The sequence below is a fragment of the Roseovarius roseus genome, from assembly GCF_043355935.2.
Lineage (GTDB): Bacteria > Pseudomonadota > Alphaproteobacteria > Rhodobacterales > Rhodobacteraceae > Roseovarius > Roseovarius roseus.
Map to the genome: position 1 here is coordinate 200,816 of NZ_JBHFPE020000004.1, position 22,526 is coordinate 223,341.

General features: G+C 64.8%; 27 protein-coding genes. 14 read left to right on the forward strand and 13 right to left on the reverse strand.

The genetic code is table 11. The features are described 5' to 3' along the window. Positions 1-7 precede the first annotated feature (7 nt). Positions 8-994, reverse strand: a complete 987-nt coding sequence (cobS, locus tag ACEWPL_RS09245; protein WP_393931613.1) for a cobaltochelatase subunit CobS — start codon at positions 992-994, stop codon at positions 8-10. 207 nt (positions 995-1,201) lie between these two features. On the opposite strand from cobS, the gene ACEWPL_RS09250 reads away from it, so the two are divergent. The 5 genes from ACEWPL_RS09250 (at position 1,202) to ACEWPL_RS09270 (ending at position 4,209) form a co-directional block, all read left to right on the forward strand. Beyond that, complete coding sequence (locus tag ACEWPL_RS09250) at positions 1,202-1,699, forward strand: sigma-70 family RNA polymerase sigma factor (RefSeq protein WP_393931914.1); 498 nt, start codon at positions 1,202-1,204, stop codon at positions 1,697-1,699. Next, the gene (locus ACEWPL_RS09255) at positions 1,696-2,400 is read left to right on the forward strand and encodes an anti-sigma factor (RefSeq protein WP_393931615.1); all 705 of its coding nucleotides are present in this window, start codon (positions 1,696-1,698) and stop codon (positions 2,398-2,400) included. Before ACEWPL_RS09250 ends, ACEWPL_RS09255 begins: the two co-directional genes overlap by 4 nt. 93 nt (positions 2,401-2,493) lie before the next feature. After that, positions 2,494-3,048, forward strand: coding sequence for a fasciclin domain-containing protein (locus tag ACEWPL_RS09260; RefSeq protein WP_393931617.1), 555 nt, complete (start codon positions 2,494-2,496; stop codon positions 3,046-3,048). 129 nt (positions 3,049-3,177) lie between these two features. Next, positions 3,178-3,657 carry a peptide-methionine (R)-S-oxide reductase MsrB gene (msrB, locus tag ACEWPL_RS09265; protein WP_393931619.1) on the forward strand — a complete coding sequence of 160 codons (480 nt, stop codon included), beginning with the start codon at positions 3,178-3,180 and terminating at the stop codon, positions 3,655-3,657. Positions 3,658-3,786: 129 nt separating this feature from the next. After that, positions 3,787-4,209, forward strand: a complete 423-nt coding sequence (locus ACEWPL_RS09270; protein ID WP_393931621.1) for an OsmC family protein — start codon at positions 3,787-3,789, stop codon at positions 4,207-4,209. Between the two features lie 53 nt (positions 4,210-4,262). Here the strand turns inward: ACEWPL_RS09270 and ACEWPL_RS09275 are convergent, their stop codons facing one another. Genes ACEWPL_RS09275 through ACEWPL_RS09285 form a run of 3 tightly spaced genes read right to left on the reverse strand, consistent with a single transcriptional unit; the run spans position 4,263 to position 5,763 of the window. Then, positions 4,263-4,739, reverse strand: coding sequence for a DUF411 domain-containing protein (locus tag ACEWPL_RS09275; RefSeq protein ID WP_393931623.1), 477 nt, complete (start codon positions 4,737-4,739; stop codon positions 4,263-4,265). Between the two features lie 40 nt (positions 4,740-4,779). Then, entirely contained in the window at positions 4,780-5,082 is a 303-nt protein-coding gene (locus tag ACEWPL_RS09280; RefSeq protein ID WP_420744337.1) for a hypothetical protein, read from the reverse strand. A gap of 54 nt (positions 5,083-5,136) precedes the next feature. Further along, the gene (locus tag ACEWPL_RS09285) at positions 5,137-5,763 is read right to left on the reverse strand and encodes a J domain-containing protein (RefSeq protein WP_393931627.1); all 627 of its coding nucleotides are present in this window, start codon (positions 5,761-5,763) and stop codon (positions 5,137-5,139) included. 76 nt (positions 5,764-5,839) lie between these two features. On the opposite strand from ACEWPL_RS09285, the gene ACEWPL_RS09290 reads away from it, so the two are divergent. After that, on the forward strand, positions 5,840-6,097 hold the full coding sequence (locus tag ACEWPL_RS09290; protein WP_393931629.1) for a BolA family protein: 258 nt from the start codon (positions 5,840-5,842) through the stop codon (positions 6,095-6,097). A 24-nt stretch (positions 6,098-6,121) separates the two neighbouring features. On the opposite strand, the gene ACEWPL_RS09295 is transcribed toward ACEWPL_RS09290, so the two are convergent. From ACEWPL_RS09295 to ACEWPL_RS09310, 4 genes are all read right to left on the reverse strand, one after another. Further along, entirely contained in the window at positions 6,122-6,574 is a 453-nt protein-coding gene (locus ACEWPL_RS09295) for a DUF4177 domain-containing protein (RefSeq protein WP_393931631.1), read from the reverse strand. Between the two features lie 71 nt (positions 6,575-6,645). Beyond that, entirely contained in the window at positions 6,646-7,146 is a 501-nt protein-coding gene (locus tag ACEWPL_RS09300) for a thioesterase family protein (RefSeq protein WP_393931633.1), read from the reverse strand. Next, complete coding sequence (gene gatB, locus ACEWPL_RS09305) at positions 7,147-8,658, reverse strand: Asp-tRNA(Asn)/Glu-tRNA(Gln) amidotransferase subunit GatB (protein ID WP_393931635.1); 1,512 nt, start codon at positions 8,656-8,658, stop codon at positions 7,147-7,149. A gap of 73 nt (positions 8,659-8,731) precedes the next feature. Then, positions 8,732-9,994: a hypothetical protein gene (locus tag ACEWPL_RS09310; RefSeq protein WP_393931637.1), complete on the reverse strand. Its 1,263-nt coding sequence runs from the start codon at positions 9,992-9,994 to the stop codon at positions 8,732-8,734. 185 nt (positions 9,995-10,179) lie between these two features. Between ACEWPL_RS09310 and ACEWPL_RS09315 the strand changes: the two genes are divergently transcribed. Then, complete coding sequence (locus ACEWPL_RS09315) at positions 10,180-10,878, forward strand: transglycosylase SLT domain-containing protein (protein WP_393931639.1); 699 nt, start codon at positions 10,180-10,182, stop codon at positions 10,876-10,878. Between the two features lie 6 nt (positions 10,879-10,884). Here the strand turns inward: ACEWPL_RS09315 and pepN are convergent, their stop codons facing one another. Beyond that, entirely contained in the window at positions 10,885-13,437 is a 2,553-nt protein-coding gene (gene pepN, locus ACEWPL_RS09320; protein ID WP_393931641.1) for an aminopeptidase N, read from the reverse strand. A gap of 119 nt (positions 13,438-13,556) precedes the next feature. Here pepN and ACEWPL_RS09325 point away from each other — a divergent pair, with 119 nt between their 5' ends. The 4 genes from ACEWPL_RS09325 to ACEWPL_RS09340 all read left to right on the forward strand — a co-directional run bounded on the left by ACEWPL_RS09325 (position 13,557) and on the right by ACEWPL_RS09340 (position 15,460). Then, entirely contained in the window at positions 13,557-13,793 is a 237-nt protein-coding gene (locus ACEWPL_RS09325) for a hypothetical protein (RefSeq protein WP_393931643.1), read from the forward strand. Positions 13,794-13,880: 87 nt separating this feature from the next. Further along, the gene (locus ACEWPL_RS09330; RefSeq protein WP_393931645.1) at positions 13,881-14,060 is read left to right on the forward strand and encodes a DUF2256 domain-containing protein; all 180 of its coding nucleotides are present in this window, start codon (positions 13,881-13,883) and stop codon (positions 14,058-14,060) included. 55 nt (positions 14,061-14,115) lie between these two features. Continuing rightward, complete coding sequence (locus ACEWPL_RS09335; protein ID WP_393931647.1) at positions 14,116-14,895, forward strand: gamma-glutamyl-gamma-aminobutyrate hydrolase family protein; 780 nt, start codon at positions 14,116-14,118, stop codon at positions 14,893-14,895. Positions 14,896-15,037: 142 nt separating this feature from the next. Continuing rightward, a complete protein-coding gene (locus ACEWPL_RS09340) occupies positions 15,038-15,460 on the forward strand; it encodes a YbaN family protein (protein ID WP_393931649.1) in 423 nt (140 codons plus the stop codon). A gap of 23 nt (positions 15,461-15,483) precedes the next feature. Here ACEWPL_RS09340 and ACEWPL_RS09345 read toward each other — a convergent pair whose 3' ends face one another. Beyond that, positions 15,484-16,161 (reverse strand): GntR family transcriptional regulator, encoded by a 678-nt coding sequence (locus ACEWPL_RS09345; RefSeq protein WP_393931651.1) that lies wholly within the window; start codon positions 16,159-16,161, stop codon positions 15,484-15,486. A 123-nt stretch (positions 16,162-16,284) separates the two neighbouring features. Between ACEWPL_RS09345 and ACEWPL_RS09350 the strand changes: the two genes are divergently transcribed. Next, the gene (locus ACEWPL_RS09350; RefSeq protein WP_420744338.1) at positions 16,285-17,112 is read left to right on the forward strand and encodes a phytanoyl-CoA dioxygenase family protein; all 828 of its coding nucleotides are present in this window, start codon (positions 16,285-16,287) and stop codon (positions 17,110-17,112) included. A 4-nt stretch (positions 17,113-17,116) separates the two neighbouring features. Here ACEWPL_RS09350 and ACEWPL_RS09355 read toward each other — a convergent pair whose 3' ends face one another. After that, positions 17,117-17,863 carry a pyrroline-5-carboxylate reductase dimerization domain-containing protein gene (locus ACEWPL_RS09355; RefSeq protein ID WP_393931655.1) on the reverse strand — a complete coding sequence of 249 codons (747 nt, stop codon included), beginning with the start codon at positions 17,861-17,863 and terminating at the stop codon, positions 17,117-17,119. Between the two features lie 119 nt (positions 17,864-17,982). On the opposite strand from ACEWPL_RS09355, the gene ACEWPL_RS09360 reads away from it, so the two are divergent. Beyond that, the gene (locus tag ACEWPL_RS09360; RefSeq protein WP_420744339.1) at positions 17,983-19,725 is read left to right on the forward strand and encodes a cobalamin-dependent protein; all 1,743 of its coding nucleotides are present in this window, start codon (positions 17,983-17,985) and stop codon (positions 19,723-19,725) included. Here the strand turns inward: ACEWPL_RS09360 and ACEWPL_RS09365 are convergent. Together ACEWPL_RS09365 and ACEWPL_RS09370 are read right to left on the reverse strand one after the other, a co-directional pair. Further along, positions 19,722-20,453 carry an SDR family NAD(P)-dependent oxidoreductase gene (locus ACEWPL_RS09365; protein WP_393931659.1) on the reverse strand — a complete coding sequence of 244 codons (732 nt, stop codon included), beginning with the start codon at positions 20,451-20,453 and terminating at the stop codon, positions 19,722-19,724. The genes ACEWPL_RS09360 and ACEWPL_RS09365 overlap by 4 nt on opposite strands. A gap of 105 nt (positions 20,454-20,558) precedes the next feature. Further along, the gene (locus ACEWPL_RS09370; RefSeq protein ID WP_393931661.1) at positions 20,559-21,524 is read right to left on the reverse strand and encodes a LysR family transcriptional regulator; all 966 of its coding nucleotides are present in this window, start codon (positions 21,522-21,524) and stop codon (positions 20,559-20,561) included. Between the two features lie 159 nt (positions 21,525-21,683). Here ACEWPL_RS09370 and ACEWPL_RS09375 point away from each other — a divergent pair, with 159 nt between their 5' ends. Continuing rightward, complete coding sequence (locus tag ACEWPL_RS09375; RefSeq protein ID WP_393931663.1) at positions 21,684-22,469, forward strand: transporter substrate-binding domain-containing protein; 786 nt, start codon at positions 21,684-21,686, stop codon at positions 22,467-22,469. The last annotated feature ends 57 nt before the right edge of the window (positions 22,470-22,526 follow it).

Here is a 22,526-nt window from a genome sequence, read left to right on the forward strand (position 1 = left end):
GGGCGCATCAGCCGAGGCTCACGCTCGCCGCACTTTCCGGCAGTTCCTCGTCGAAGCAGCGCTGGTAGAATTCGGCGACGGTCTGGCGCTCCAACTCATCGCATTTGTTCAGGAACGTCAGGCGGAACGCATATCCCACGTCGCGGAAGATGCTGTTGTTCTGCGCCCATGCGATGACGGTGCGCGGCGACATCACCGTCGACAACTCACCATTCATGAAGGCGGTGCGGGTGAGGTCGGCCACGGTCACCATCTGGCTGATCTTCTTGCGCCCCTCGGCAGTGTTGTAATTGGGGTTCTTCGACAGAACGATCGCCACCTCGGCGTCATGGCTGAGGTAGTTGAGCGTGGCGACCAGGCTCCAGCGGTCCATCTGGCCCTGGTTGATCTGCTGGGTGCCGTGGTAAAGGCCCGTGGTGTCGCCGAGGCCGACGGTGTTGGCGGTGGCGAAGAGGCGGAAATAGGGGTTGGGCGTGATCACCTGGTTCTGATCCAGCAGCGTCAGCTTGCCATCCGCCTCCAGCACGCGCTGGATCACGAACATCACGTCGGCGCGGCCCGCGTCATATTCGTCGAACACGATGGCGGTCGGGTTGCGCAGTGCCCAGGGCAGGATTCCCTCATGGAATTCAGTGACCTGCACGCCGTCCTTCAGCTTGATCGCGTCCTTGCCGATCAGGTCGATCCGGCTGATATGGCTGTCGAGATTGACGCGCACGCAAGGCCAGTTGAGGCGCGACGCCACCTGCTCGATATGGGTGGATTTGCCGGTGCCGTGATAGCCTTGGATCATCACGCGGCGATTATGGGCAAAGCCCGCAAGGATGGCCAGCGTCGTGTCGCGGTCGAATTTGTAGGTGCTGTCATTGTCGGGCACACGCTCGGTCCGCTCGGCAAAGCCCTTGATCTTCATGTCGGACTCGATCCCGAACACATCGCGCACGGAAATCTCTTCGGTCGGTTTCGCTTGCGCGTCGATCATGCCATCTGCCATTGCACTACGTCCTTAAGTCGCATCTGAGAGTTGCCTCGTGTGGTGCAACATATCGTGCAGAAGGGCAAGGGAAAGGGAAAGAAATGCTGGCCCTCGGGCCTGTCCGTCCTATACCCTTCCCGGAAGGCGCACGGCGCCCCTTACCAGTTTGGGACGACTACACCAGTGACGCGCGACGAGATTGAATTGCTGATCGCCCGCGCCGCCATGGGTGAACGCGCGGCCTTCTCCGATCTCTATACGCATACTTCCGCGAAACTATTCGGCATCTGCCTGCGTGTGTTGCATGACCGCGCCGAGGCTGAGGAGGCGTTGCAGGAGGCTTTCGTCAAGGTTTGGCGCCATGCGGATCGATACCGCGCCAACGGACTCAGCCCCATGACATGGCTCATTACCATCGCGCGCAACACCGCGATCGACCGGGCGCGCAAGCGCCGTGAGGCGCAGCCGGGCCTTGATGCCGCCGACATGGTGGCCGATGCCGCGCCCGGCCCCGAGGCGCAGGCCATCGCCACGGGCGCGCGCGCGCAGTTGGAGCAGTGTCTGGGCGAGCTGGACAGCGGCCATTCGGAGGCGGTGCGCCGCGCCTATCTGGACGGCGAGACCTATGACGAGCTTGCCACGCGGTTTGGCGTGCCGCTGAATACGATGCGAACTTGGCTGCGCCGCAGTCTGCTGAAACTGAGGGAGTGCCTGACGCGATGACCGCCCCGCCGCCATATGATGAGGACGACCGCGTCCTTGCGGGCGAGTACGCGCTTGGCCTGTTGGGCCATGATGCGGCGGCGGCGTTCGAGGCGCGTCTGGTGGCCGAGCCTGAGTTGCGCGCGCTCTATGCCGCCTGGGCCGAGGATCTGGCCGGGCTGACGGACGGTATCGCGCCGGTTGCGCCGCCCGCGCCGATGAAAGCACAGGTGGAGGCTCGGGCCTTCGGCACCGTATCGCCGCGCCGGCCCTTTGCCGGGCTGCGCGGGCTGGCCTGGCTGGTGGGCGGCGCGGTGGCGGCGGCGCTGGCGGTGTTCGTGGCGCTGGATACCGGGCTGCTGGGGCAGGGGCCGGCGCTGCAGGGCGCGCCGGAATACATCGCCGAAGTCGCGGCCGACGACGGCTCGCTGGTCATCCTGGCCAGCTATGATGCGGACGAGCGCGCGCTGACGGTCGAGCGGCGCACCGGCACCGCACCGGCAGGGCGCGTTCTGGAGCTTTGGTTGATCGCGGGCGAGGATGCGCCGGTTTCTCTGGGCGTTCTGCCCGAGGGCGAGGGCGCGCTGCTGGATATGGACCCGGCGCTGGCCGCGCGCCTGCCGGGCGGCGTTCTGGCCATCTCGGACGAGCCGCCGGGCGGCTCACCCACTGGCGCGCCGACAGGCAGCGTTCTGGCCACCGGCGTGGTCGCGCCCGTGTAGGCTCTGCAAAATAGTTTGAAACTATCTGCGCCCCGGCGCCGTGTCTGCAAGGGTCAACAGGCGATACTGCCTGCTCAACCCAAGGAGATATCCATGACTTTCAAGACTATGATGACCGCTACCGCCACCGCCGCCGTTCTGGCCACGGGCGCATATGCCGAGAACCCGATGGTCGGCGGCGCCGCGATGTATGCGGACAAGAACATCATCGAGAACGCCGTGAACTCCGCCGATCACGAGACGCTGGTTGCCGCCGTCAAGGCCGCCGACCTTGTCGAGACGCTGTCGGGTGATGGTCCCTTCACCGTGTTCGCGCCTACCGATGACGCTTTTGGTAAGCTGGCTGACGGCACCGTCGAGGCTCTACTCAAGCCCGAGAACAAGGAGCAGCTGACGCAGATCCTGACCTGCCACGTGGTCGGCGCCGATGCTATGTCGGATGCGATCATGGGCATGATCGACGATGATGGCGGCGCGCACATTGTCCCCACGCTGGGCGGTTGCAAGCTGAACGCCACCTATGACGGCGACACCATCATGCTTGAGGACGAGCAGGGCCAGACCATCAATGTCACAATCGCGGATGTCGATCAGTCGAACGGCGTGATCCACGTGGTCGACACGGTCATCCTGCCCGCTACCCAGTAAGGCGCACACGGGCGCTACACGATCCGGTGAGAACGCGGGCCCGGCACTTGCCTGCCGGGCCCGCAGCTTTCAGATTGACACCAACAGCGCGGCCTGACGGCCCTTGCGCATAGCGACAGGAGCAGGATCATGGACAGACGCCATTTCATCACCGCCGCACTCGCCGCAGGATCGGCCACCGCCTTTGCAAGGTTCGGCGGCGCCGCGGCGCCAGAGGGGAATTTCGAGGTCACGCGTACCGAGGCCGAATGGCGCGCGATGCTGAGCGAGCTTGAATATGCCGTCATGCGCGAGGAGGCGACCGAGCGCGCCTTCACCTCGCCGCTCGACAAGAATTACGACGATGGTACCTATCTTTGCCGCGGTTGTGATCTTCCGCTCTATGCCTCGGAGGTCAAATTCGACAGCGGCACCGGCTGGCCCAGTTTCTGGCAGGCCAAGGAGGGCGCGATCGGCACCAAGGCCGACCGGTCGCTCTTTGGTGTGCGCACCGAATGCCATTGCAGCCGCTGTGGCAGCCATCTGGGCCATATCTTTGACGATGGCCCCGCCCCCACGGGCAAGCGGCACTGCATCAACGGCGTCAGCCTGACCTTCGCCGCCGCCTGATCCGCCCGCGCACATCCCCCGTGCAACCATAAAGGCCGTCTTTGCGTTGTCCCGGTGACAGGCCGCAAGGGCGGCTTTTCTGCGCGCGACGCGCATCATTTGACACTCACACGATGCAAGGAGACCCACATGCAACGCAAAGGTTCTGCAATCTGGAGCGGCGATCTGAAATCCGGCAAGGGCCAAGTCAGCACCGAAAGCGGCGCGCTCAAGAATTTGCCCTATGGCTTCAATACCCGGTTCGAGGACGAGCCGGGCACCAACCCCGAAGAGTTGGTCGGCGCGGCCCATGCCAGCTGTTATGCAATGGCGATGTCTTTGGGGCTGGGCGAGAAGGGCCTGAAGGCGGATGAGATCGACACCAAGGCCAATGTGACCCTTTCGGAAGTCGATGGCGGCTTTGCCGTGACCAAGGTCCATCTGGATGTCAGCGCCAAGATCCCCGGCATCAGCGAGGATGATTTTCAGGAGGTCGCAGAGGCGACCAAAAAGAACTGCCCGATCTCCAAGCTGCTGACCGCCGAGATTACGCTGGACGCCAAGCTGGTCTGAAGTTTGTAAAAACTGTAAAAGCCCCCGGCATGACACCGGGGGCTTTTGCGTTTCTACTGCCCGGCGCGGTAGAAGACCTCGCCATCGCCCGCACTGCCGCCAAAGGCGATCACGTCGAACTCAGCGTTCGGATCGTCGCCCATACCGGGCGATCCAGCGGGCATGCCGGGCACCGATATGCCGGTGATGTCCGGTTTTTCGGTCAGAAGTTTTTCGACTGCGGCAAGGGGCACATGTCCTTCGACGACATAGCCACCAACGCGCGTCGAGTGACAGGAGGTCAGGTTCGGCGGCACGTCATGCGCGCGCTTGGTGCCCGCATAGTCCATGTTCTCAAGGATCTCGACGTCATAGCCGTCCTTGGCGGCCAGATCGGCCCAGGCGCTGCAGCAGCCGCAATTGGGCGTCTTGGTGACCGTCATCGAAAGGCCGGCGGGCACTGACATCGCGGGTTCTTCCGCATGGGCGCCCATCGGGGTGACGAGGGGCAAGGTTGCTGTCAGCGCGGCGAAAAGGATATGGGATTTCATTGGATCGCTCCGTTGGTTCAGGATGTGAAAGGGGCAGGGTTCACACAGGGCGCGGAGGTCCGGTGGGCGGGCAAGGGCTGCGCCCGGCCCAATGCTCAAGCGTGCCCGGAAATGTGAGGGTCAGGGCCGAGCAGGCAGGCCGCATCATCGGCGCAGTCTCGAAAATCGCGAAAACGGCGCAAGCGGGGGTGGCATGGGTGCTGCCGGCCGCGTCGCAGCACGGCATCGTGCCCTCGCCCGCATGGATCATCGCGGGGGGCGCGGGATGCGCAAGCATCGCCTGCGCATGGCCGAGTGTCGCCGCGCAGGTCAGAAAGAGGATCAGCAGATACCGCATGCGCATCTTTGTGCCGCCCGGTCCCGGCGCGCGCAAATCACCATCCGGTGAGCGCGGCCATCACTTGAAATTACGGCTGTTCTTCAACTGCTCCCACGCCCACATGACCTGCTGCAACTGCTCTTCCTGGCTGCGGTCGCCGCCGTTCATGTCAGGGTGCAGCACCTTGATCAGGGCGCGGTAGCTGCTGCGCAGCTCGGCCTTGGTCATGGTGTCCTTGGCGTCGAGGATCTCGATCGCCTGGCGCTCGGTCGGGGGCAGGCGTTTGCCGCCGCCGGCCTTGTCCTTGCCGGGGTTGCGCGTGGCATTGACGCCCAGCACCTGGTGCGGATCCTCGATGCCCAGCCGGGCCCAGGCACGGGCTTCGGGATCGGTGAAGGCCTTGGTGGTGCGCTCCCACACCTTGTCCTTGGACATCTGCGCGTTCATCTCGGCCTCGGTCGTGCCGTCGAAGAAATTCCACTTGAGGTTATATTCGCGCACATGCTCTTGGCAGAACCAGTAAAACTCATCCAGCACGTCGGGTGCTTTGGGGGCGCGGTAGAGGCCGGGCTTTTCGCAGCCTTCATGCTCGCATTGCCGCTTGGACGTCTCGGACGCGCCGGACATTCCGCGGCGGCCGCGCGGATTTTTCTTCTTGGCCGATGATACGGACATGTCGAAGCCAAATGGATCGGATTTGCTCATCGGGCACCTCTTTGCGAGTCGAAGCCGATACTCTAGTCTAATTGCACGCAAGTTGAAGGGGGCTAGGACCAGAATTATGGACAAGGCGGCAGAAATTCGCGCGGCGCTGGAGCGGAACCTGGAGGTTCAATTCCTTGAAGTGATTGACGAAAGCGAGGCGCATCGCGGTCATGCGGGCTATCCGGAGGGCGGCCAGTCGCATTTTCGGGTGCGCATCCGCGCCAACGAGCTGACCCCGATGTCGCGCCTGGCGCGGCACCGTGCGATCCATGCCGCCATCGGGCCCGAGCTGATCGGGCAGATCCATGCGCTTGCCATAGAAGTCGACGCGTGACCGTGAAAGGCGGGCGCCGCGGTGCTAGTCCTTGTCCGGCGTCTTGGGCGTGTCCGGCTTCGGAGCGTTAGGCTCCGGCTTGGGCGCGTCGGGTGATGGCGCGGGATCTGCACGCGAGGGCTTGATGGGCGTCAGCGAGGGCTCGCGTCGCTGCACACCCTTCTGGCCGGATGTGCCCGGCCCGGATGCCTCGGCCATGTCCTGCGCGGTCTGGATCACGTCATCAGCGGCAGCGCCGGCATCGCCCTTGGCGCGTCGAAACACCATCAGGGTGCGGTAGACGGTTTGCGATCCGGTCAGGCCCTGCCGCTCGTCTGAGGGCAGGATGTCGGTCCGCAGGTATTCCCAGCCATCGGCGGCCTGCGCGTTCAGCGCGGCCTCGACCGTTCCGGCAAAGCGTGCCTCAGCGGTCTTGACGCCCGGTGCCTTGACGCCCTTGGTGGGGGCCGGGATCACCTTGTATTCGTAATGCGTCATGGTGCTCTCGTCCCTCGTGAAATATGTGCAGTCGCGCCAGCTTAGTCGCAGGGCGCGGCAGTGAAAAGCAGCTATGCCTTGGACGGAATGCCCATCGGCAGGCCCACGCCGCAGGGGCGGGGCAGCTTGTCATGCGCGGCCTGCAGCGCCGCGACACGCTTGGCGATATCCTCGGGCATGGGGGCCACGCGGGGCCCGCTCATGTCCACATGCAGCGTCAGCGCCTCGGCGGTCGCGGCCAGCCAGCCATCCTCGTGATGCAGCGTCTGAAAGCTGTGAAAGCGTTTCTCGTCATGCGCCAGAAGTTGCACCGCGCATTGCACACGGTCGCCCTCGTGCAGCTCGCGCAGGTATCGCACACGGAAATCGGCCACATAGGTCGTCATGCCGCGTGTCTTGGCGTAGTCGGCACCGAAGCCCATCAGGCGATAGACATCGTCGATGCCCTCGTCGAAGAGGACGTTGTAATAGGCCATGTTGAGATGGCCGTTGAAGTCGATCCACTCGGGCTTGACGACCATCCAGTCCGAGAGGGCGGGGCCATCGATGACCTTATCGGGCAAGTCCACCATTTACAGCCCCAGCTTGGCCGAGACGATCTCGTTCACGGCCTTGGGATTGGCCTTGCCGCCCGTGGCCTTCATGGTCTGGCCGACGAACCAGCCTGCCAGCTTGGGGTTCTGCCGGGCTTTTTCGACCTGCGCGGGGTTCTCGGCGATGATCTGGTCCACGGCAGCCTCGATGGCGCCGGTATCGGTGACCTGTTTCATGCCGCGCTCTTCGACGATCTGCGCGGGATCGCCGCCCTCGGTATAGACGATCTCGAAGAGATCCTTGGCGATCTTGCCCGAGATGGCGTCGGACGCGATCAGATCGACGATGCCGCCCAGCTGAGCGGGGCTGACCGGGCTTTCGGTGATGTCGGCGCCTTCCTTTTTCAGGCGGCCGAAAAGCTCGTTGATGACCCAGTTGGCCACCAGCTTGCCGTCGCGGCCCTCGGCTGCGGCTTCGAAATAGGCGGCGTTCGCGACCTCGGCGGTGAGGACGGAGGCGTCATATTCCGACAGACCGAAATCGAGCACGAAGCGCGCTTTCTTGGCGTCCGGCAGCTCGGGCAGGGAGGCGGCAATGCCGTCGACCCAGTCCTGCTCGATCTCCAGCGGCAGCAGGTCGGGGTCGGGGAAATAGCGGTAATCATGCGCCTCTTCCTTGGACCGCATCGAGCGTGTCTCGTTCTTGTCCGGATCATAGAGGCGCGTTTCCTGCACCACTTCGCCGCCCGCCTCGACGATGGCAATCTGGCGGCGCGCCTCGACCTCGATCGCGGCCTGGATGAAGCGCATCGAGTTCATGTTCTTGATCTCGCAGCGGGTGCCAAGATGCGAGAAATCCTGCGTTTCCTGATATTTCTCATACTGGCCCGGACGGCAGATCGAGACGTTCACATCGGCGCGCAGGTTGCCGTTCTGCATGTTGCCGTCGCAGGTGCCAAGATAGCGCAGGATCTGGCGCATCTTCAGGACGTAGGCGGCGGCCTCTTCGGGGCCGCGGATGTCGGGGCGGCTGACGATTTCCATCAGGCAGACACCCGTGCGGTTGAGGTCCACGAAGCTCATGTTCGGGTCCATGTCATGGATCGACTTGCCCGCATCCTGCTCCATGTGAATGCGCTCGATGCGCACGAGGCGCGCGATGCCCGGCTCCATGTCCACCAGGATTTCGCCCTCGCCGACGATGGGGTGGTAAAGCTGGCTGATCTGATAGCCCTGCGGCAGGTCCGGATAGAAATAATTCTTGCGGTCGAACGCCGATTTCAGGTTGATCTGCGCCTTGAGGCCCAGCCCCGTGCGCACCGCCTGCTCGACGCAGAATTCGTTGATGACGGGCAGCATGCCGGGCATGGCCGCGTCGACGAAGGCAACGTTGGAATTCGGCTCGGCGCCGAACTTGGTCGAGGCGCCCGAGAACAGCTTGGCATTAGAGGCGACCTGCGCATGCACCTCCATGCCGATGACCAGTTCCCAATCATGCTGGGCGCCGGAAATCACGCGGGGTTTCGGGGTCTCGTAGGTCAGGTCCAGCATGGCGGGCGTCCTTTGGTCAGATGCCAAGGCTTCTAGGACAGGCGGCGCGGCTGGGCAAGGGGCTGGCCGCGCGCTAGGGCGAGGGCAGCATGTACATCCCGGCGGGCGAGAAGGCGATGGACTGCCCGCGCGCGATATCATCCGCAAACTGCGCCGCGATGGCGCGCAGGGCGGTGCGGCGTCCCTCGCTGATCAACGCGCGGCGGGGCGGCAATGGACGGGTGCCGGGGCAGTGCAGCGCTTGCGTCCAGATCAACGGATGCAGCTCATAAAGATGATCGCGCAGGATCCACGTTAGGCAACCGTTGAGCGCGGTGCGTCCCGCATCTTGCGCGGCGCCCGTATCCTCGCCCGCGCGCATGGTGATGGCGCAGAACGCAGCCATCAGATTGGCCGTGTGTTGATCCGGGCAGCGGCGCAGAATATCGCGCATCCCGTCGATGAAGAAGATCGGATCCAGCAGCGCCAGCGCCTTGGCATCCAGCGCCAGCGCGTCGAGATAGACCCACGTATACCCGCCCGCACCCCAAAGGCTGGCGCTGCGCACGGCGGTCCTGCGGGCCTCCAGCTCCAGTTGCGCGAAATTGCCCGGCTCGATCGCCAGAATCGCCGCGCCGAGCGCACGCATGTTGCGCGGGCTGGCGGGGTCGAGGTCGATCAGCTGCTCGTACTGGTCCGCCACCTGCAGCACAGTCGCGCCCGGCGCGGCGCGCAGCAGCGCGCATTGCGCGGCCGCCAACGACGGTGCGTCGAGGTCCAGTGCAGAATAGGGGTCCAGAAGGCTCTGCGCACGCGCCGCATGATGCGCGATGCGCTCGGTCGCGCCCGCCAGCGAGGCGGCGCCCGGCACGGATGTCCACGCGCGGGCCAGGTCGATATGCGCCAGTGCCAGGGTGGCATGCACGGGATAGTCGCCCGGATGTTCTTCCTCCAAGGCATCCAGCGCGTCGATGCCGTAGCGGTCTGGAACCATGCCGTCATGCAACGAATCCTCGGCCATCGCCACCACATCGCTGCGTGCGCCAAGTCCCATCAACATCGCCGCCGACTCGCCCCCGGGCGTGCCGCTGCGGGTTCGGTCGGCCTCGATGATGCGATCCGACAGATCGCCCCACATCTCCTGCCGGGCCAGTTTCCGCCCCAGATCCTCAAACGCGGTGCGCGCGGTTTCCTCCTCGGTGAGGGGGATCCAGGGCAGGATGATCCGGCGGCTGAGCTTGTCGAGATTGGGCTGCGGATGCGCCTTGGCGCGGCCCGGGTCCGGCCGCCTGCGTGGCAATAGCCTGCCGATGCGGGCGCCAAGCCGGGTCTTGGAATTGGGCAAAGGGTGCATCACGTCAGCGGGGCCTTCTGCAGCAGGTTATTGGAACTTCTTGTTGCCGCCGCAATCAGGCCAAATCATGTCACCGCCGGGGAGAATGGAAGACTGCCTTGCGCGGAAACACGCCCTTGCGCCGCCTGTTGCCCATGCGCGGCCGGTGGGGCCATTGCAGGGCAGGGTGTTTTGGGCGATCATTCAGCATGAAACGGATTGGCCTCAGTCTTTGCGTGATGGTTTGCCTTGTCATGGCCCCCGCGCATCTGCACGCTTCAGAGATAGGGGGCGCGGTCAACGCGACCCGGCCGCAATCTCGCGCCATCGAAATTCCCAAGGCCCGCTGGGATCATCGCCCCGGCGGCGCGGCCTGGACCCGCAGCGCGCTGACGGCGCTGGCCCGACATGGCGCGCCGCTCGTGCAGGCAGTGCCGCGCGATATCTCCACCTGGTGCCCCGGCTACGCCTCGGGCGACGAGGCGCAAAGGAAGGCCTTCTGGGTCGGATTCCTGTCGGCCCTGGCCAAACATGAAAGCACCTACCGCGCCAAGGCCGTGGGCGGGGGCGGGCAATGGTATGGGCTGCTCCAGATCCTGCCGGGAACAGCGCGGAGTTATGGCTGCCGGGCGACCTCGGGCGGCGAATTGGTGGATGGGGGCGACAACCTGAGCTGCGCGATCCGCATCATGGCCCGCACCGTGCCACGCGACAATGCCATCGCGGTGCGCGACGGGCGCTGGCGCGGGGTGGCCGCCGATTGGGGCCCGATGCGCAGCACGGCCAAGCGCACGGATATGTCCTCATGGCTTCGCGGGCAGGAATACTGCGCGCTCAAACGCTCGCCCCGCCCCCTGCTGCGGCCCGAAACCATTGAGACAAAGCGCAGCGCCCGCAAGACGCGCTGAGCCGCATCAGCTTTTCAGGATGCGGCCCACCATTTCCGCGGTATCGCGGCTGAGGCCGGGCCGCGCGGCAATCCGCTTCAGTTGCGCCTCGATCAGCGCCTGGCGATCCGCATCATAGCGCCGCCATGTCTCGAAGGCCGAGCACATGCGCGCCGTGGTTTGCGGGTTGAGCGGATCGAGCTGGATCAGCCAGTCGGCCAGCAGCTTGTACCCCTTGCCGGAGGCGTGATGAAAGCCCGCCGGCGATCCGGCTAGCGCGCCCAGCGTGGCGCGGAACCGGTTGGGGTTTTTCATGGTGAAATCAGGATGCTGCGTCAGCTTGTCCGCGACTTCTGCCGTCTCGTCAGGTTCGGCATAGGCGACCTGCAGGCTGAACCATTTGTCGATGACAAGGCGGTCCTTTTGCCACTGGTCGTAGAAGGCAGCGATGGCCGCATCGCCCTTGCCCGCCTGCAGCAGGCATCCCAGCGCCGCCAGCTGCTGGGTCATGTTATCGGCCGCCTCGTACTGCGCTTGCGCGGCCGCGCCGCCATCGCGTCGCGTGATCATTGCCAGCGCAGCATTGGCCAGCGACCGCGCGCCCGACTGGGCGGCGTCGGGTCGGTAGGGCGCGGTAACCTGATGGGCCTCGTAGAGGTCGCGAGCGTTGTCCTCCATCGCCTCGGCGCGCGCGTCTTTCAGCGCCTCGAGCGCGTCCCAGATGGCTTGCGGGTCAGGCGTGCCGCCCGCGTCGTGGATGGCCTGCGCCAGATCGTCCTGGCTGGGCAAACCCAGCGCCAGCGCGCGGAAGGCCGGATCGAGCGTATCGTCCCGCGCCATCGTCAGCGCCGCATCCAGATAAGCCGCATCGGGCGCCGCGCCGTCCCGGATCATCGCCAGCAGCCCCTCGCGCGCCAGTGCGCGGCCCGCCTCCCATTTGTTGAACGGGTCGGTATCATGCGCCAGAAGGAAGGCGCGCTCGGCATTGTTGGTCTCGCGTTGAAGGATCACGGGGGCCGAGAATTCGCGCAGGATAGACGGGATAGGATGCGCCGAAAGGCCGGTGAATTCAAAGCTTTGCTCGGCCTTCGTCATCTCGAGCGTCCGCGTCGCCGCCACCTCGCCGCCATTCTGGCCCAGAAGGCCGACCTTTATCGGAATGACGCGCGGTGGCTTGTCCTCCTGCCCCGGCGTGGGCGGCGTTTCCTGTTTGAAATGAAGGGTGTAGGTTCCGTCCTTGAACTCGTCCGTGACCGACAGGCGCGGCGTGCCCGCATCTTCGTACCAGCGCTTGAATTGCACCAGATCGCGGCCCGTTACATCCTCGAACACGCGCAGCCAATCCTCTATCGTGCAGGCCTGCCCGTCATGCCGATCGAAATAGAGCGCCAGCGCCTTCTTCCATGCCTCGTCCCCGACCAGGGTTTTCAGCATCCCGATCAGCTCGGCGCCCTTTTCATAGACGGTCGCGGTATAGAAATTATTGATCTCGACAAAGCTCTCCGGGCGGACGGGATGCGCCAGCGGGCCATTATCCTCGCGGAACTGGCGGGCGCGCAGGGCGATGACATCTTCGATCCGCTTGACCGGAGCGCTGCGCAAGTCGCTGGTGAACTGCGCATCGCGGAACACCGTCAAACCCTCTTTCAGACACAGCTGAAACCAGTCTCGGCAGGTAATACGGTTGCCCGTCCAGTTGTGGAAATACTCATGCGCGATGATCGCTTCGATCCGCTCGAAATTGGCGTCCGTGCTGGTCTCGGAACTGGCCAGAACGCAGGAGGAGTTGAAGATGTTCAGTCCCTTGTTCTCCATCGCGCCCATGTTGAAATCATCGACTGCGACGATGTTGAAGAGGTCAAGATCGTATTCACGGCCATAGACCTCTTCGTCCCAGCGCATCGATGCCTTCAGCGCCTCCATTCCGAAGGCGCATTTGCCTTCGTCGCCGGGGCGCACCCAGATGTTCAGGTCCACCTCGCGGCCCGACATGGTGGTGAAGCTGCCCAGATGATTGACCAGCCGCCCGGCCACCAGCGCAAAGAGATAGGCGGGCTTCGGCCAGGGGTCATGCCATTCGGCAAAGCCATCGCCGGTCTTCCCGGGGTTGCCGTTGGAGAGCATGACCGGCTCGGCGCCCTCGATGCGCACATCGAAGACGGCCATCACGTCGGGGCGATCAGGGTAGTAGGTGATCTTGCGAAAACCCTCGGCCTCGCATTGCGTGCAATACATGCCGCTCGACATGTAGAGCCCCTCCAGGGCGGTGTTGGCCGAGGGGTTGATCTCGACCTCGGCCTCCCAGGTGAATTCGCCTTCCGGCACGTCGCAGCTGAGGCCCGTTTCGGTGACCAGCGGCGTGACCTCTTGCCCGTCGATGCGTGCGCGGATCAGCGTCATGTTCTCGCCATCCAGCGCGAAATCGTGGGACGAGGCGTCAGGATTGGGCGCGAATGTGATCCGGCTGAGGACGCGCGTGCGCGTCGGATCCAGCCGAAAGGTCAGGTGCACGCCCGTGACCAGCCAATTGGGCGGGGTATAGTCGGAAAGGTGGATGGTCTGGGGGGCGGCGTCCTGCATGTCGCGTCCTTTCGGTCGGAACCATTTGGTTTCGGCCAGAGTTAGAGGGATAAGAGAGGCCCTTCAATGGCCTTATGTGGCGTGCAGCGCCGCACCATCAACGCAAGGGAGGACGCGCCATGTCGGCACCCGACACCAATACCGAAAAAACCAAGCCCGCCCACAAGACACCGATTTCCGGAATGGTCGGCGTCGTTATCTTTGCGGTGCTTCTGCTGCTTGGGCTGGTCATCTGGCTCAGCTTTGCAGGGAACGATCCAGGTGATGAGGCCGGGGTCGAGACCGGCGTCAGCTCGGAGATGACGGAGGGCGTCGCCGCCGATGGCGCCGCCGTCGAGGGCACGGCAACCGAGTGACCCTGTTGCCGTAGTTTCGCGGCACGCTATCTATTCATAGGCCCGCCGGCGCTGCCGGGCGGGCCTTTTGCGTGCCGGAGGGGCAAGATGAAACATCGCAAGAAGGGCGATCTGCCCCGCAAGATCTGCGCCACATGCGGTCTGCCCTTTGCATGGCGCAAGAAATGGGCACGGAATTGGGACGATCTGCGGCATTGCAGCGAAAAATGTACGCGAAACCGGCCGCGCGCCGCGCCAGAGACGCCTGAGCCCAACCGTGGGGGTTGAAGTTTTGCTGCCATGCGGCAAGATTGATCTGATCCAGGCACAAAACAGGTCACCCATGAAACGTCCCGTTATCGGTATCATCAGCAATCAGCATGTGATCGACGATCGCTATCCGCTTCACGGGGCGGGGCGGATGAACCTTGAGGCGGTGACGCAGGTGGCGGGCGGCATGCCCTACATCGTCGCCGCCGACCCGCTTCTGGTCAGCGTGGACGAGCTTATGCACGTCTGTGACGGCTTCCTTCTGACCGGGGGGCGCGCGAATGTGCATCCTGGTCATTACGGCGAGGACGAGACCGAGGCACATGGCGCCTTTGATCCGGCGCGCGACGCGATCACCCTGCCGCTGGTGCGCGCCTGCGTCGAGGTGGGGATGCCGATCCTCGGGCTTTGCCGCGGGTTTCAGGAGATCAACGTGGCGATGGGCGGCACGCTTCATCCCGAGATCCGCGATCTGCCGGGCCGCGACAATCACCGCATGCCCCCCGACGGCACGCTGGACGAGCAATTTGCGCTGCGGCACGTGGTCAGCTTTACCGAGGGCGGGATTTTTCATCGTCTGATGGGCGCGCGCGAGGTCATGACGAATACGCTGCACGGGCAGGGCATCAAGACGCCCGGTGCGCGGATCGTGATCGAAGGGCACGCGCCTGATGGAACCGCCGAGGCAATCCATGTCAGCGGCGCGCGCGGCTTTGCCCTGGGGGTTCAGTGGCATCCTGAATGGAAGGCCATCGAGGATCCGGTCTCGCGTCCCCTGTTCGAGGCGTTCGGCGCGGCAGCGGCCCATTGGGCGGCCGGGCATGGTCCTGCACCTGCGCTGAAATCGGCCTGATCGGGAAAACATCGGCGGGAGCACCTGTTGCAACCGGCGGGATTTGGGTATTTTTAACCAAGAAAAAGCAGGGTGCCGCGCGGCGGTATGCATGCTGCGGTCTGCCGCCCCGCGGCGTCTCAATCGAAGGGGCAGGAGCATCGTGAAACCGGATCCGAAACCCTCGCCGCCCGGCGATGCGCGTCCACCCGTCGGCGCGGTAATGCGCACGATCTGGATCTGTATCGGTTCGGTGTCGCTGGCGCTGGGCGCTATCGGGGTGATCCTTCCGCTGCTGCCCACCACGCCTTTCGTGCTGCTGGCGGCATTTGCCTTCGCGCGCAGCGCGCCGCGCCTTCGGGCATGGCTGGCACGCAGCTCGGTCTTTGGCCCGATCATTTCGGATTGGGAGGCACATGGCGTGATCGCGCCGCGCTACAAGGCGATGGCCTGCGGGGCGATGGCTGCCGTTCTGGTGGCATCGCTGCTGGGCGGTCTGGACCTGCGATTGATCGCGGTGCAGGCGCTCTGCATGGGGGTGGGTGCGGCCTATGTGCTTAGCCGGCCGTCCTATCCGCGAGGCTAGGGGGCCGATTTGCAAGGTTTCGATCAGGCGATATCGCCCTCGTAGATCTGGGCGAGGGCGGTGCGCACCTGGGCCTGCACCTCGGCAGCGGACCTTTCCAGATGGCCGGCGAGCATCTTGCGCGCGGCGTCCTCATCGCGTGCGGCCACGGCGACGACCAGTCGCTGATGTTCCTCGTGCGCACTGGTGCGGCGCGCCTCATGCTCCAGATTGATCCGCCGGACAAAGCGGATGCGGTCGTTGATGTTTCGCAAAAATCCCAGCCGAGCAGAGTTCTCACCCAGCCGGGCAAGGGCGAGGTGGAACGCCTCATCCGCGGCGATCATCGCCTCGGCATCGGTGCTGCCGGGGGCGCAGCCGTCCTGCCAGTCTGCAGCGAAGGCGGCAAGGGCCGCATCGGTCGCTTGGCGCAGCGCGGATTTCAGCGCCCCCGCCTCGAGATCGAAGCGTACGGCGTAAAGCTCGGTGATTTCGCGCGCGCTGAGCTTGCGGCAAAAGAACCCGCGCCCCGGCTCGAACCGGACCAGCCCGTCCGAGATCAGCCGGTTGAGCGCCTCGCGCACGGGCGCGCGGCTGAGCCCCAGATCGGCGGCCAGCGCGCTTTCATTGAGGCGCGCGCCGGGTTTCATGCGAAAGGCGATCAGCCGTCCGCGCAAGGCCTCATAGGCCAGATCGACGGCATTTTCGCGCAAAGGGGGCATGGGTGGCAGCGCCTTTCATGTATTTTCCACCGGCAAGCTTGACAGGTTTCGTGGGTGTGTCAACACTGCCGACAGGATTGTCGACAATCCTGCCGGCACAATGCTGCGAGACGGAGAGAGATGATGACGGACACCCCGGACAAACCTTTGAGTGAAGCGCAGGTAGCGGAATATCACGAGCGGGGCTGGGTCATCCCCGATTGGGAATTTCCGCCAGAGTTGATCGCCGAAATGCGCGCCGAGTATGAGGCGTTGTTGGCGCGCAATCCCGATATCGCGTCCGACATCATCCTTGCGCCGCATCAGGAGGAGGGTGGCTCGATGGGGGTGAATGGCAGTCGCAAATGGCTGGAATTCGCCACGCATCCCAAGCTGATGGAGACGGCGCGCCAGCTGATCGGCGATGACATCATCCTCTGGGGCACGACCCTTTTCGGCAAGCCGCCCAAGAACGGCAAGGAGACGCCCTGGCATCAGGATGGCGGCTACTACCCGATCAAACCGCTTGAGACGCTGACCATGTGGATCCCGCTGGATGATGTCACGCCCGAGAACGGCCCGATGACCTTCATCCCCGGCTCGCACAAGGCGCATGAGCTCTACAGCCACTCCTGGCAGGAGGGGGACAACAAGACCATCAACCTCGTCTGCGATTCCGAGCATTTCGATGAGGCCGAGGCCGAGCCGCTGATCCTGAAGGCCGGGCAGGTCAGCTTTCACGATGTCTACATGATTCACGGCTCCAAGGCGAACCATACCGATCATCGCCGCGCGGCCTTCATCGTGCGGCTGATGCCCGCGACGTCGTTCTACGATCACGCATGGGGCGCCGAGATCGGCAAGAAGCATCCCAGCCAGGGCTACGGCACGCGGCCCCTGCATCTGGTCAGCGGGCAGGACCGGGCGGGCAATAATTTCGAGATCGGGCATGGCGCGACTGCACCGGCCTGAGGGCTTAGCCGCGCAGGCGGGCGAGGATGGCGTCGCATGCGCCCTCCCACGCCTCCGGCACGCCCTTTTCCTCCAGATGGTCGAGGCCCTGCCGTGTGATTCCGCCGGGGGTGCAGAGGCTGGCGAGGATCTGGTCCATTGGCGCGTCTTCTTCGGCGATCATGCGGCCCGCGGCGGTGAAGGTGCGCGCGACCAGTTGGCGCGCATTGACCGGGTCCATGCCCTGTGCCGCCGTCCAGTCGGCGCCGGTGCGGATCAGCGCCTGCGCCCAGCCATACATCGCCGCCGAGACGGTGGCCGCCTCAAACTCGTCCTCGCTGCGCAGCGCAATGATGCTGCCGATCGCGTCCAGCAGCGGGCGCGCGGCGGGCAGGTCGGGATAGGCGAGGGTGGGGCTGGCCCCCAGCCTGGAGGCGGTGATGGGCATGATGCGCATGACATCGGCAGGCCCCGCGTCCAGCGCGCCCAGCGTCACGCCCGCGCAGGCGCTGAGCAGGGTCTGCCCCGCGCGCCAGTACAGTCCGCTTATGGCTTCTCGCGCATCATCCGGGCGGACGGCCAGCAGAACCAGATCGCACTCGGCCACGATCTGCGCGTTGCCCTCGGCCAATGCAAAGCCCTGCTTTTGCGCCAGATCAGGGCCGCGCCCCCGCGGCGAGAGCATGATGCCTGCGGGTGCATGGCCCGCCCGCAGCAGCCCGTCCAGCATGGAGACCGCCAGATGACCAACTCCGATAACGCCCAGTTTCATGTGATGCGGCCCCGTTTCCATTTAAGGTCCGCGCATACTGTCACAGAGGCACCGGATGACAAGTCCGCAGCGCCCCGCGTTGGCTCAGGCACCTACGCTGGCGGTGAAAGGAAAGTGGGATGACGACACCAAAGTTCGGGGGCACAGCTGTACCAATGCCTGATTTGACCGATCCGGCCTTGACGCCGGGGCGTGCCTTGCTGGCCGAAGGGCGTGCGATGGCGCGGTATTGGCAGCTCGGTCGCTCGGCCTTCATGGAGGCCGAGGGGGTGGCGTCGGAGGCCGACTACAAGCGCCGCGCCATGACGGACGGGCGCATGATGCAGCACGCCCATATCGGCTTTCGCAGCATCGACCGCACGGTGGAGGCGATGGGTGAGTTGCATGGGCGCGCTGCGGCGCAGGGTGTGCGCATCGACCGGTTCGGCGTCACGTTGGACTGGACGATGGGCTATCCGCAGAACAGCCGCGCGGATCGGGCACGCGGGACCGGCATCGTCCTGACCGGCCCCGAGGATTTCGCCCGCATCACGCAGGCCAGCCCGGCGGCGGCACATTTCGGGGATTTCATGCTGGGCCTGCCCGGCGCGCTGGACAATACCTGCGCGGCGATCGCGGCGGGGGCGACGGCCATTGGCAATCTGGGGCAATATTTCACCTTTCGGCTGCCTTACTGGGACGATGACGTGGCAACGACGGAGGCGACGCTCCGCGCGCTCGGCCTGATCGCGGCGCAGGAGGCTGAGATCCTCGTGCATTCCAACCTTGATGACGGGTTCGCGGGGCTTTTCCTCGACATGACATCGGCCTTTGGCATGGCGCTGATCGAGAAACATATCGTCGAGGATCTGATTGGCGCGCCGCTGTCCTTCTGTTTCGGACATCACTTTTCGGCGCCGCTGACGCGGGCGGCGTTTCAGGCTGCGCTGGCGCGGGAAACGGACACGCCTGGCACGATGATTTTCGGCAATACGGTGGCTTATCAGGGTGGCGCTGCACAAAACTACGCAAGTCTTTCCAGCTATTTGCTGGCCGATCTTTGTGCGTTGCATGAACATCACTCGGGCCATGCGGTCAATCCCGTACCGGTTACGGAAAACCTGCGCATTCCCGACGTGGACGAGATCCTTGATGCGCAGCTTTTCGCGGCGCGGCTGGCGGATCATGCGCCGGGCCATGCCAGGCTGCACGATAGCGCGCTCATCGACGCGATGGCCGGGCGCCTGATCGCGGGCGGGCGCGTCTTTGCCGAGAATGCGCTGAGGGGGCTGGCCGAGCGGGGCGTCGATACCGCCGATCCAGGCTCGCTGATGCTGGCGATCCGGCGGCTGGGCGCGCGGCGGATGGAGGCGATGTTCGGCGCGGGCCCAATGGAGGGGGCCGCGCGCGCGCCCTTGGTCGCCGCCGACTGGGCCGAGGAACTGGACGAGATGGCCGCCGCATGGGTGCAGCGGCAGCAGGGCGCGGCCTTGGCGCGCCGGCGCGTGGTGCTGGGCACGACTGATGTGCACGAACATGGCGCCTACCTTGTGCGCCGAGCGCTGATCGGCCTCGGGGCCGAGGTGATCGAGGCAGGTGTTGCCATCGATGCGGAGGTGATGGTGTCGCGCGCGATTGATGCGGGCGCCGATGCCATCGCGGTCAGCACCTATAACGGCATCGGGCTGGATTATGCGCGCCGACTTATCGCCGGATTGAAAGCGCGGGGCGTGGATATCCCCGTTCTGATGGGCGGCAAGCTGAACGAGATTCCGCAGGACAGCAATTCCAGCCTGCCGGTGGATGTCACTGTCCAGATCCGCGCCACCGGGGCGCATCCGTGCAAGGATCTGGACGACATGCTGGCCGCCCTGAAACGCTAGACGTGCTGGCCGCCATTCACGTCGATGGACGCGCCGTTGACGTATGAGGACTGCCCCGAGCAGAGGAAGAGCACGACGCGCGCCACCTCTTCGGACTGGCCAAGGCGGCGCAGCGGGATGGTGCGGGTGATTTCTTCGGTGCCGGGCGACAGGATCTCGGTCTCGATCTCGCCGGGGGTGACCATATTGGTGCGGATGCCGCGCGGCCCGAACTCGGCCGCCGCCTCGCGCGTCAGCGCGGCGAGGGCCGCCTTGGAGCAGGCATAGGCCGCCCCGGCGAAGGGGTGCACGCGGCTGCCCACGATGGAGCCGACATTGACGACGCAGCCTTGCGCCACCTCAAGCTCGGGCAGAAGATCGCGCATCAGGGCGGCTGGGCCGATCAGGTTGACGTTCATAACGTGGTGCCACGTTGCGTCATCCGTGCCCGCGATGCCCAGCCGCGCGCCAGCCTCACCCTTGGGCGAGATGCCGGCATTGTTGACGATGGCGCCAAGGCCTTCGGGACCCAGCGTTTCGCGGACGCGGGCGACCAGGTCGGCGCGCGCCTCGGCGTCGGACAGATCGCCCTGGAAATGATCGGTGGCGCCCGCATGCCAGGGGCAGCGATTGTCGAAGGCGGTACGCGAGACGGTCATCACCCGCCACCCGGCGGCCTGGAACGACTTGACGGTCGCGTGACCAATACCGCGGCTTGCGCCTGTCAGAAGCAGGGTTTTCGTGCTCATAAGGGGTCCCCTGGATCATGGCCTGCATTATGCGGCCCGCGCAGGAGTAGTAGACCCGGTGCGGCCCATGTCAACGGCTGACCCGGCGCGCAGCGGCGCCCGCGTCTAGATGTATGACCGTTCGCTCAGGGGCACATCCGCAATCTCGCGGATCAGCATACCGGTCAACACGTCCTCGGCGCGGTTGAGGGTGCGCCCCGGATTGCTGACCATGTGAATGTCGATGGCGGGCAGATTCGTCTCGGGCGGCAGTTGCCAGAGCCGTCCCGCCGCCACGTCGCGCGCGGCAACGTGGACGGGCAGGGCGCCGATGCCGACATTCGTCATGATCATGCGCCGCACCTCGGAAAGGCTGGACGACACGCCCTTGAGATCGGGCCGCATCCCGGCCTGCTGGCGCAGGCGCGCGAGCTCGTAAAGGGGACCAGCGGCGGAATCGGTCTGGAATGACACCGCCTGCTCGCCGCGCAGATCGCGCAGCTTGAGGCCGGTCTTGCCAAAGAGATGATGGCCTGGCCCGCAGTAATGGCCGAAATATTCGCGGTAAAGCACGCGGTAGTCCAGCCCATGCGCCGGATGCGACACGAGGCAGAGGCCGAACGCCACGCGATTGTGCAGCACGCGCGCGATGACTTCCTCGCTTTCGGCGATCGACAGCGTGTAGGTGACATCGGGATGCGCGGCGTTGAACCGCTCCAGCACGGCATCCAGATGCGGGCTGATGACGTGGCTGGCCAGCGCGATCGAGACATGGCCGGTCACCTTATCCTCGGCCGCGCCCAGAAGGGTGGGCAGCTGCGTGACGGCGCCGAACATCGTGCAGGCCTCGCGATAAAGCGTCTCGCCCGCCGGGGTCACACTGAAGTGCGTCGATGAGCGGTTGATCAACCGGCGCCCTACCTGATCCTCCAGCCGCTTGAGCGCCGAGGAAATCGTGGGCTGTTTGAGGCCGAGAAACGTGGCCGCGGGCGTGATGCCGCCCTCATCCACCAGCACCATGAACGTGCGCAGCAGGTTCCAATCCAGATTCCACGCAAAGCGATGCTCATAAAGCGGCGTCATAGGTTTCATCAATCCAACGCATTTCTTTTATTTATTTGCACGATGTTTGGCCCCTGTGCAAACATCTTGTCAGACCAGACCGCCGGGGCGGGCGCGGCGCGATGCGCGGCGCTTGGCCGGGTGATCTGTGCCTGCCAAAAAAGAAAACCCAAGGGGAGAGACCAACATATGACCACACCTACATCCATGATCCGCCGCACCTTTCTGGCGACCACCGCCCTCGCCGCCGCGGCCCTGATCGCAGGCCCCGTCGCCGCGGACGAGCTGGAAGGCATCAAGGAGCGCGGCGTTCTGAAGATTGCCATGACGGGCCAGTACCCGCCCTTCAACTTCGTCAACGAATCCAACGAGGTCGTCGGCTTCGATCCGGCCATCGGCACCGAGATCGCCAAGCGCATGGGCCTCGAGACCGAGATCGTCACCACCGCCTGGGACGGCATCATCGGCGGCCTGATCGCCAATAAATATGACGCTGTCGTCGGCTCGATGTCGATCACCGAAGAGCGCGACAAGGTCATCGACTTCGTCGGCCCCTACTATACCACCAGCCGCGCGATCTTTACCAATGCCGGCTCGGACCTGACCACGGTCGAGGGTCTGGATGATGCGGTCGTCGGCGTCACCCTGGGCGAGACGCACGAGGAATGGGCGCGCGAGCAGGGCTATAACGTCAAGACCTACAAGGGCCTGCCGGAACTGCTGCTGGAGCTGACGAATGGCCGCGTCGATGCCATCGTGAACGATTCGATCCCGGTCATGCTTGCCATGAAGAGCGGTCAGTATGACCTTGCCGTGATCGAGGATCCGTCGGCCGAAAAGGTCGGCGCCGGTATCGCCATCCGCGAGAACAACCCCGAACTGGCCGCGGCCATGCAGGAGGCGCTGGACGCGATGATGGAGGACGGCACCTACATGGAAATCGCGAACGAGTGGGTTGGTGGCGACATCCGCTGATAGGCACTGACTTTCAGGCCCGCCGGACGCTTTGGCGGGCCTGAACTATCGTTGAGG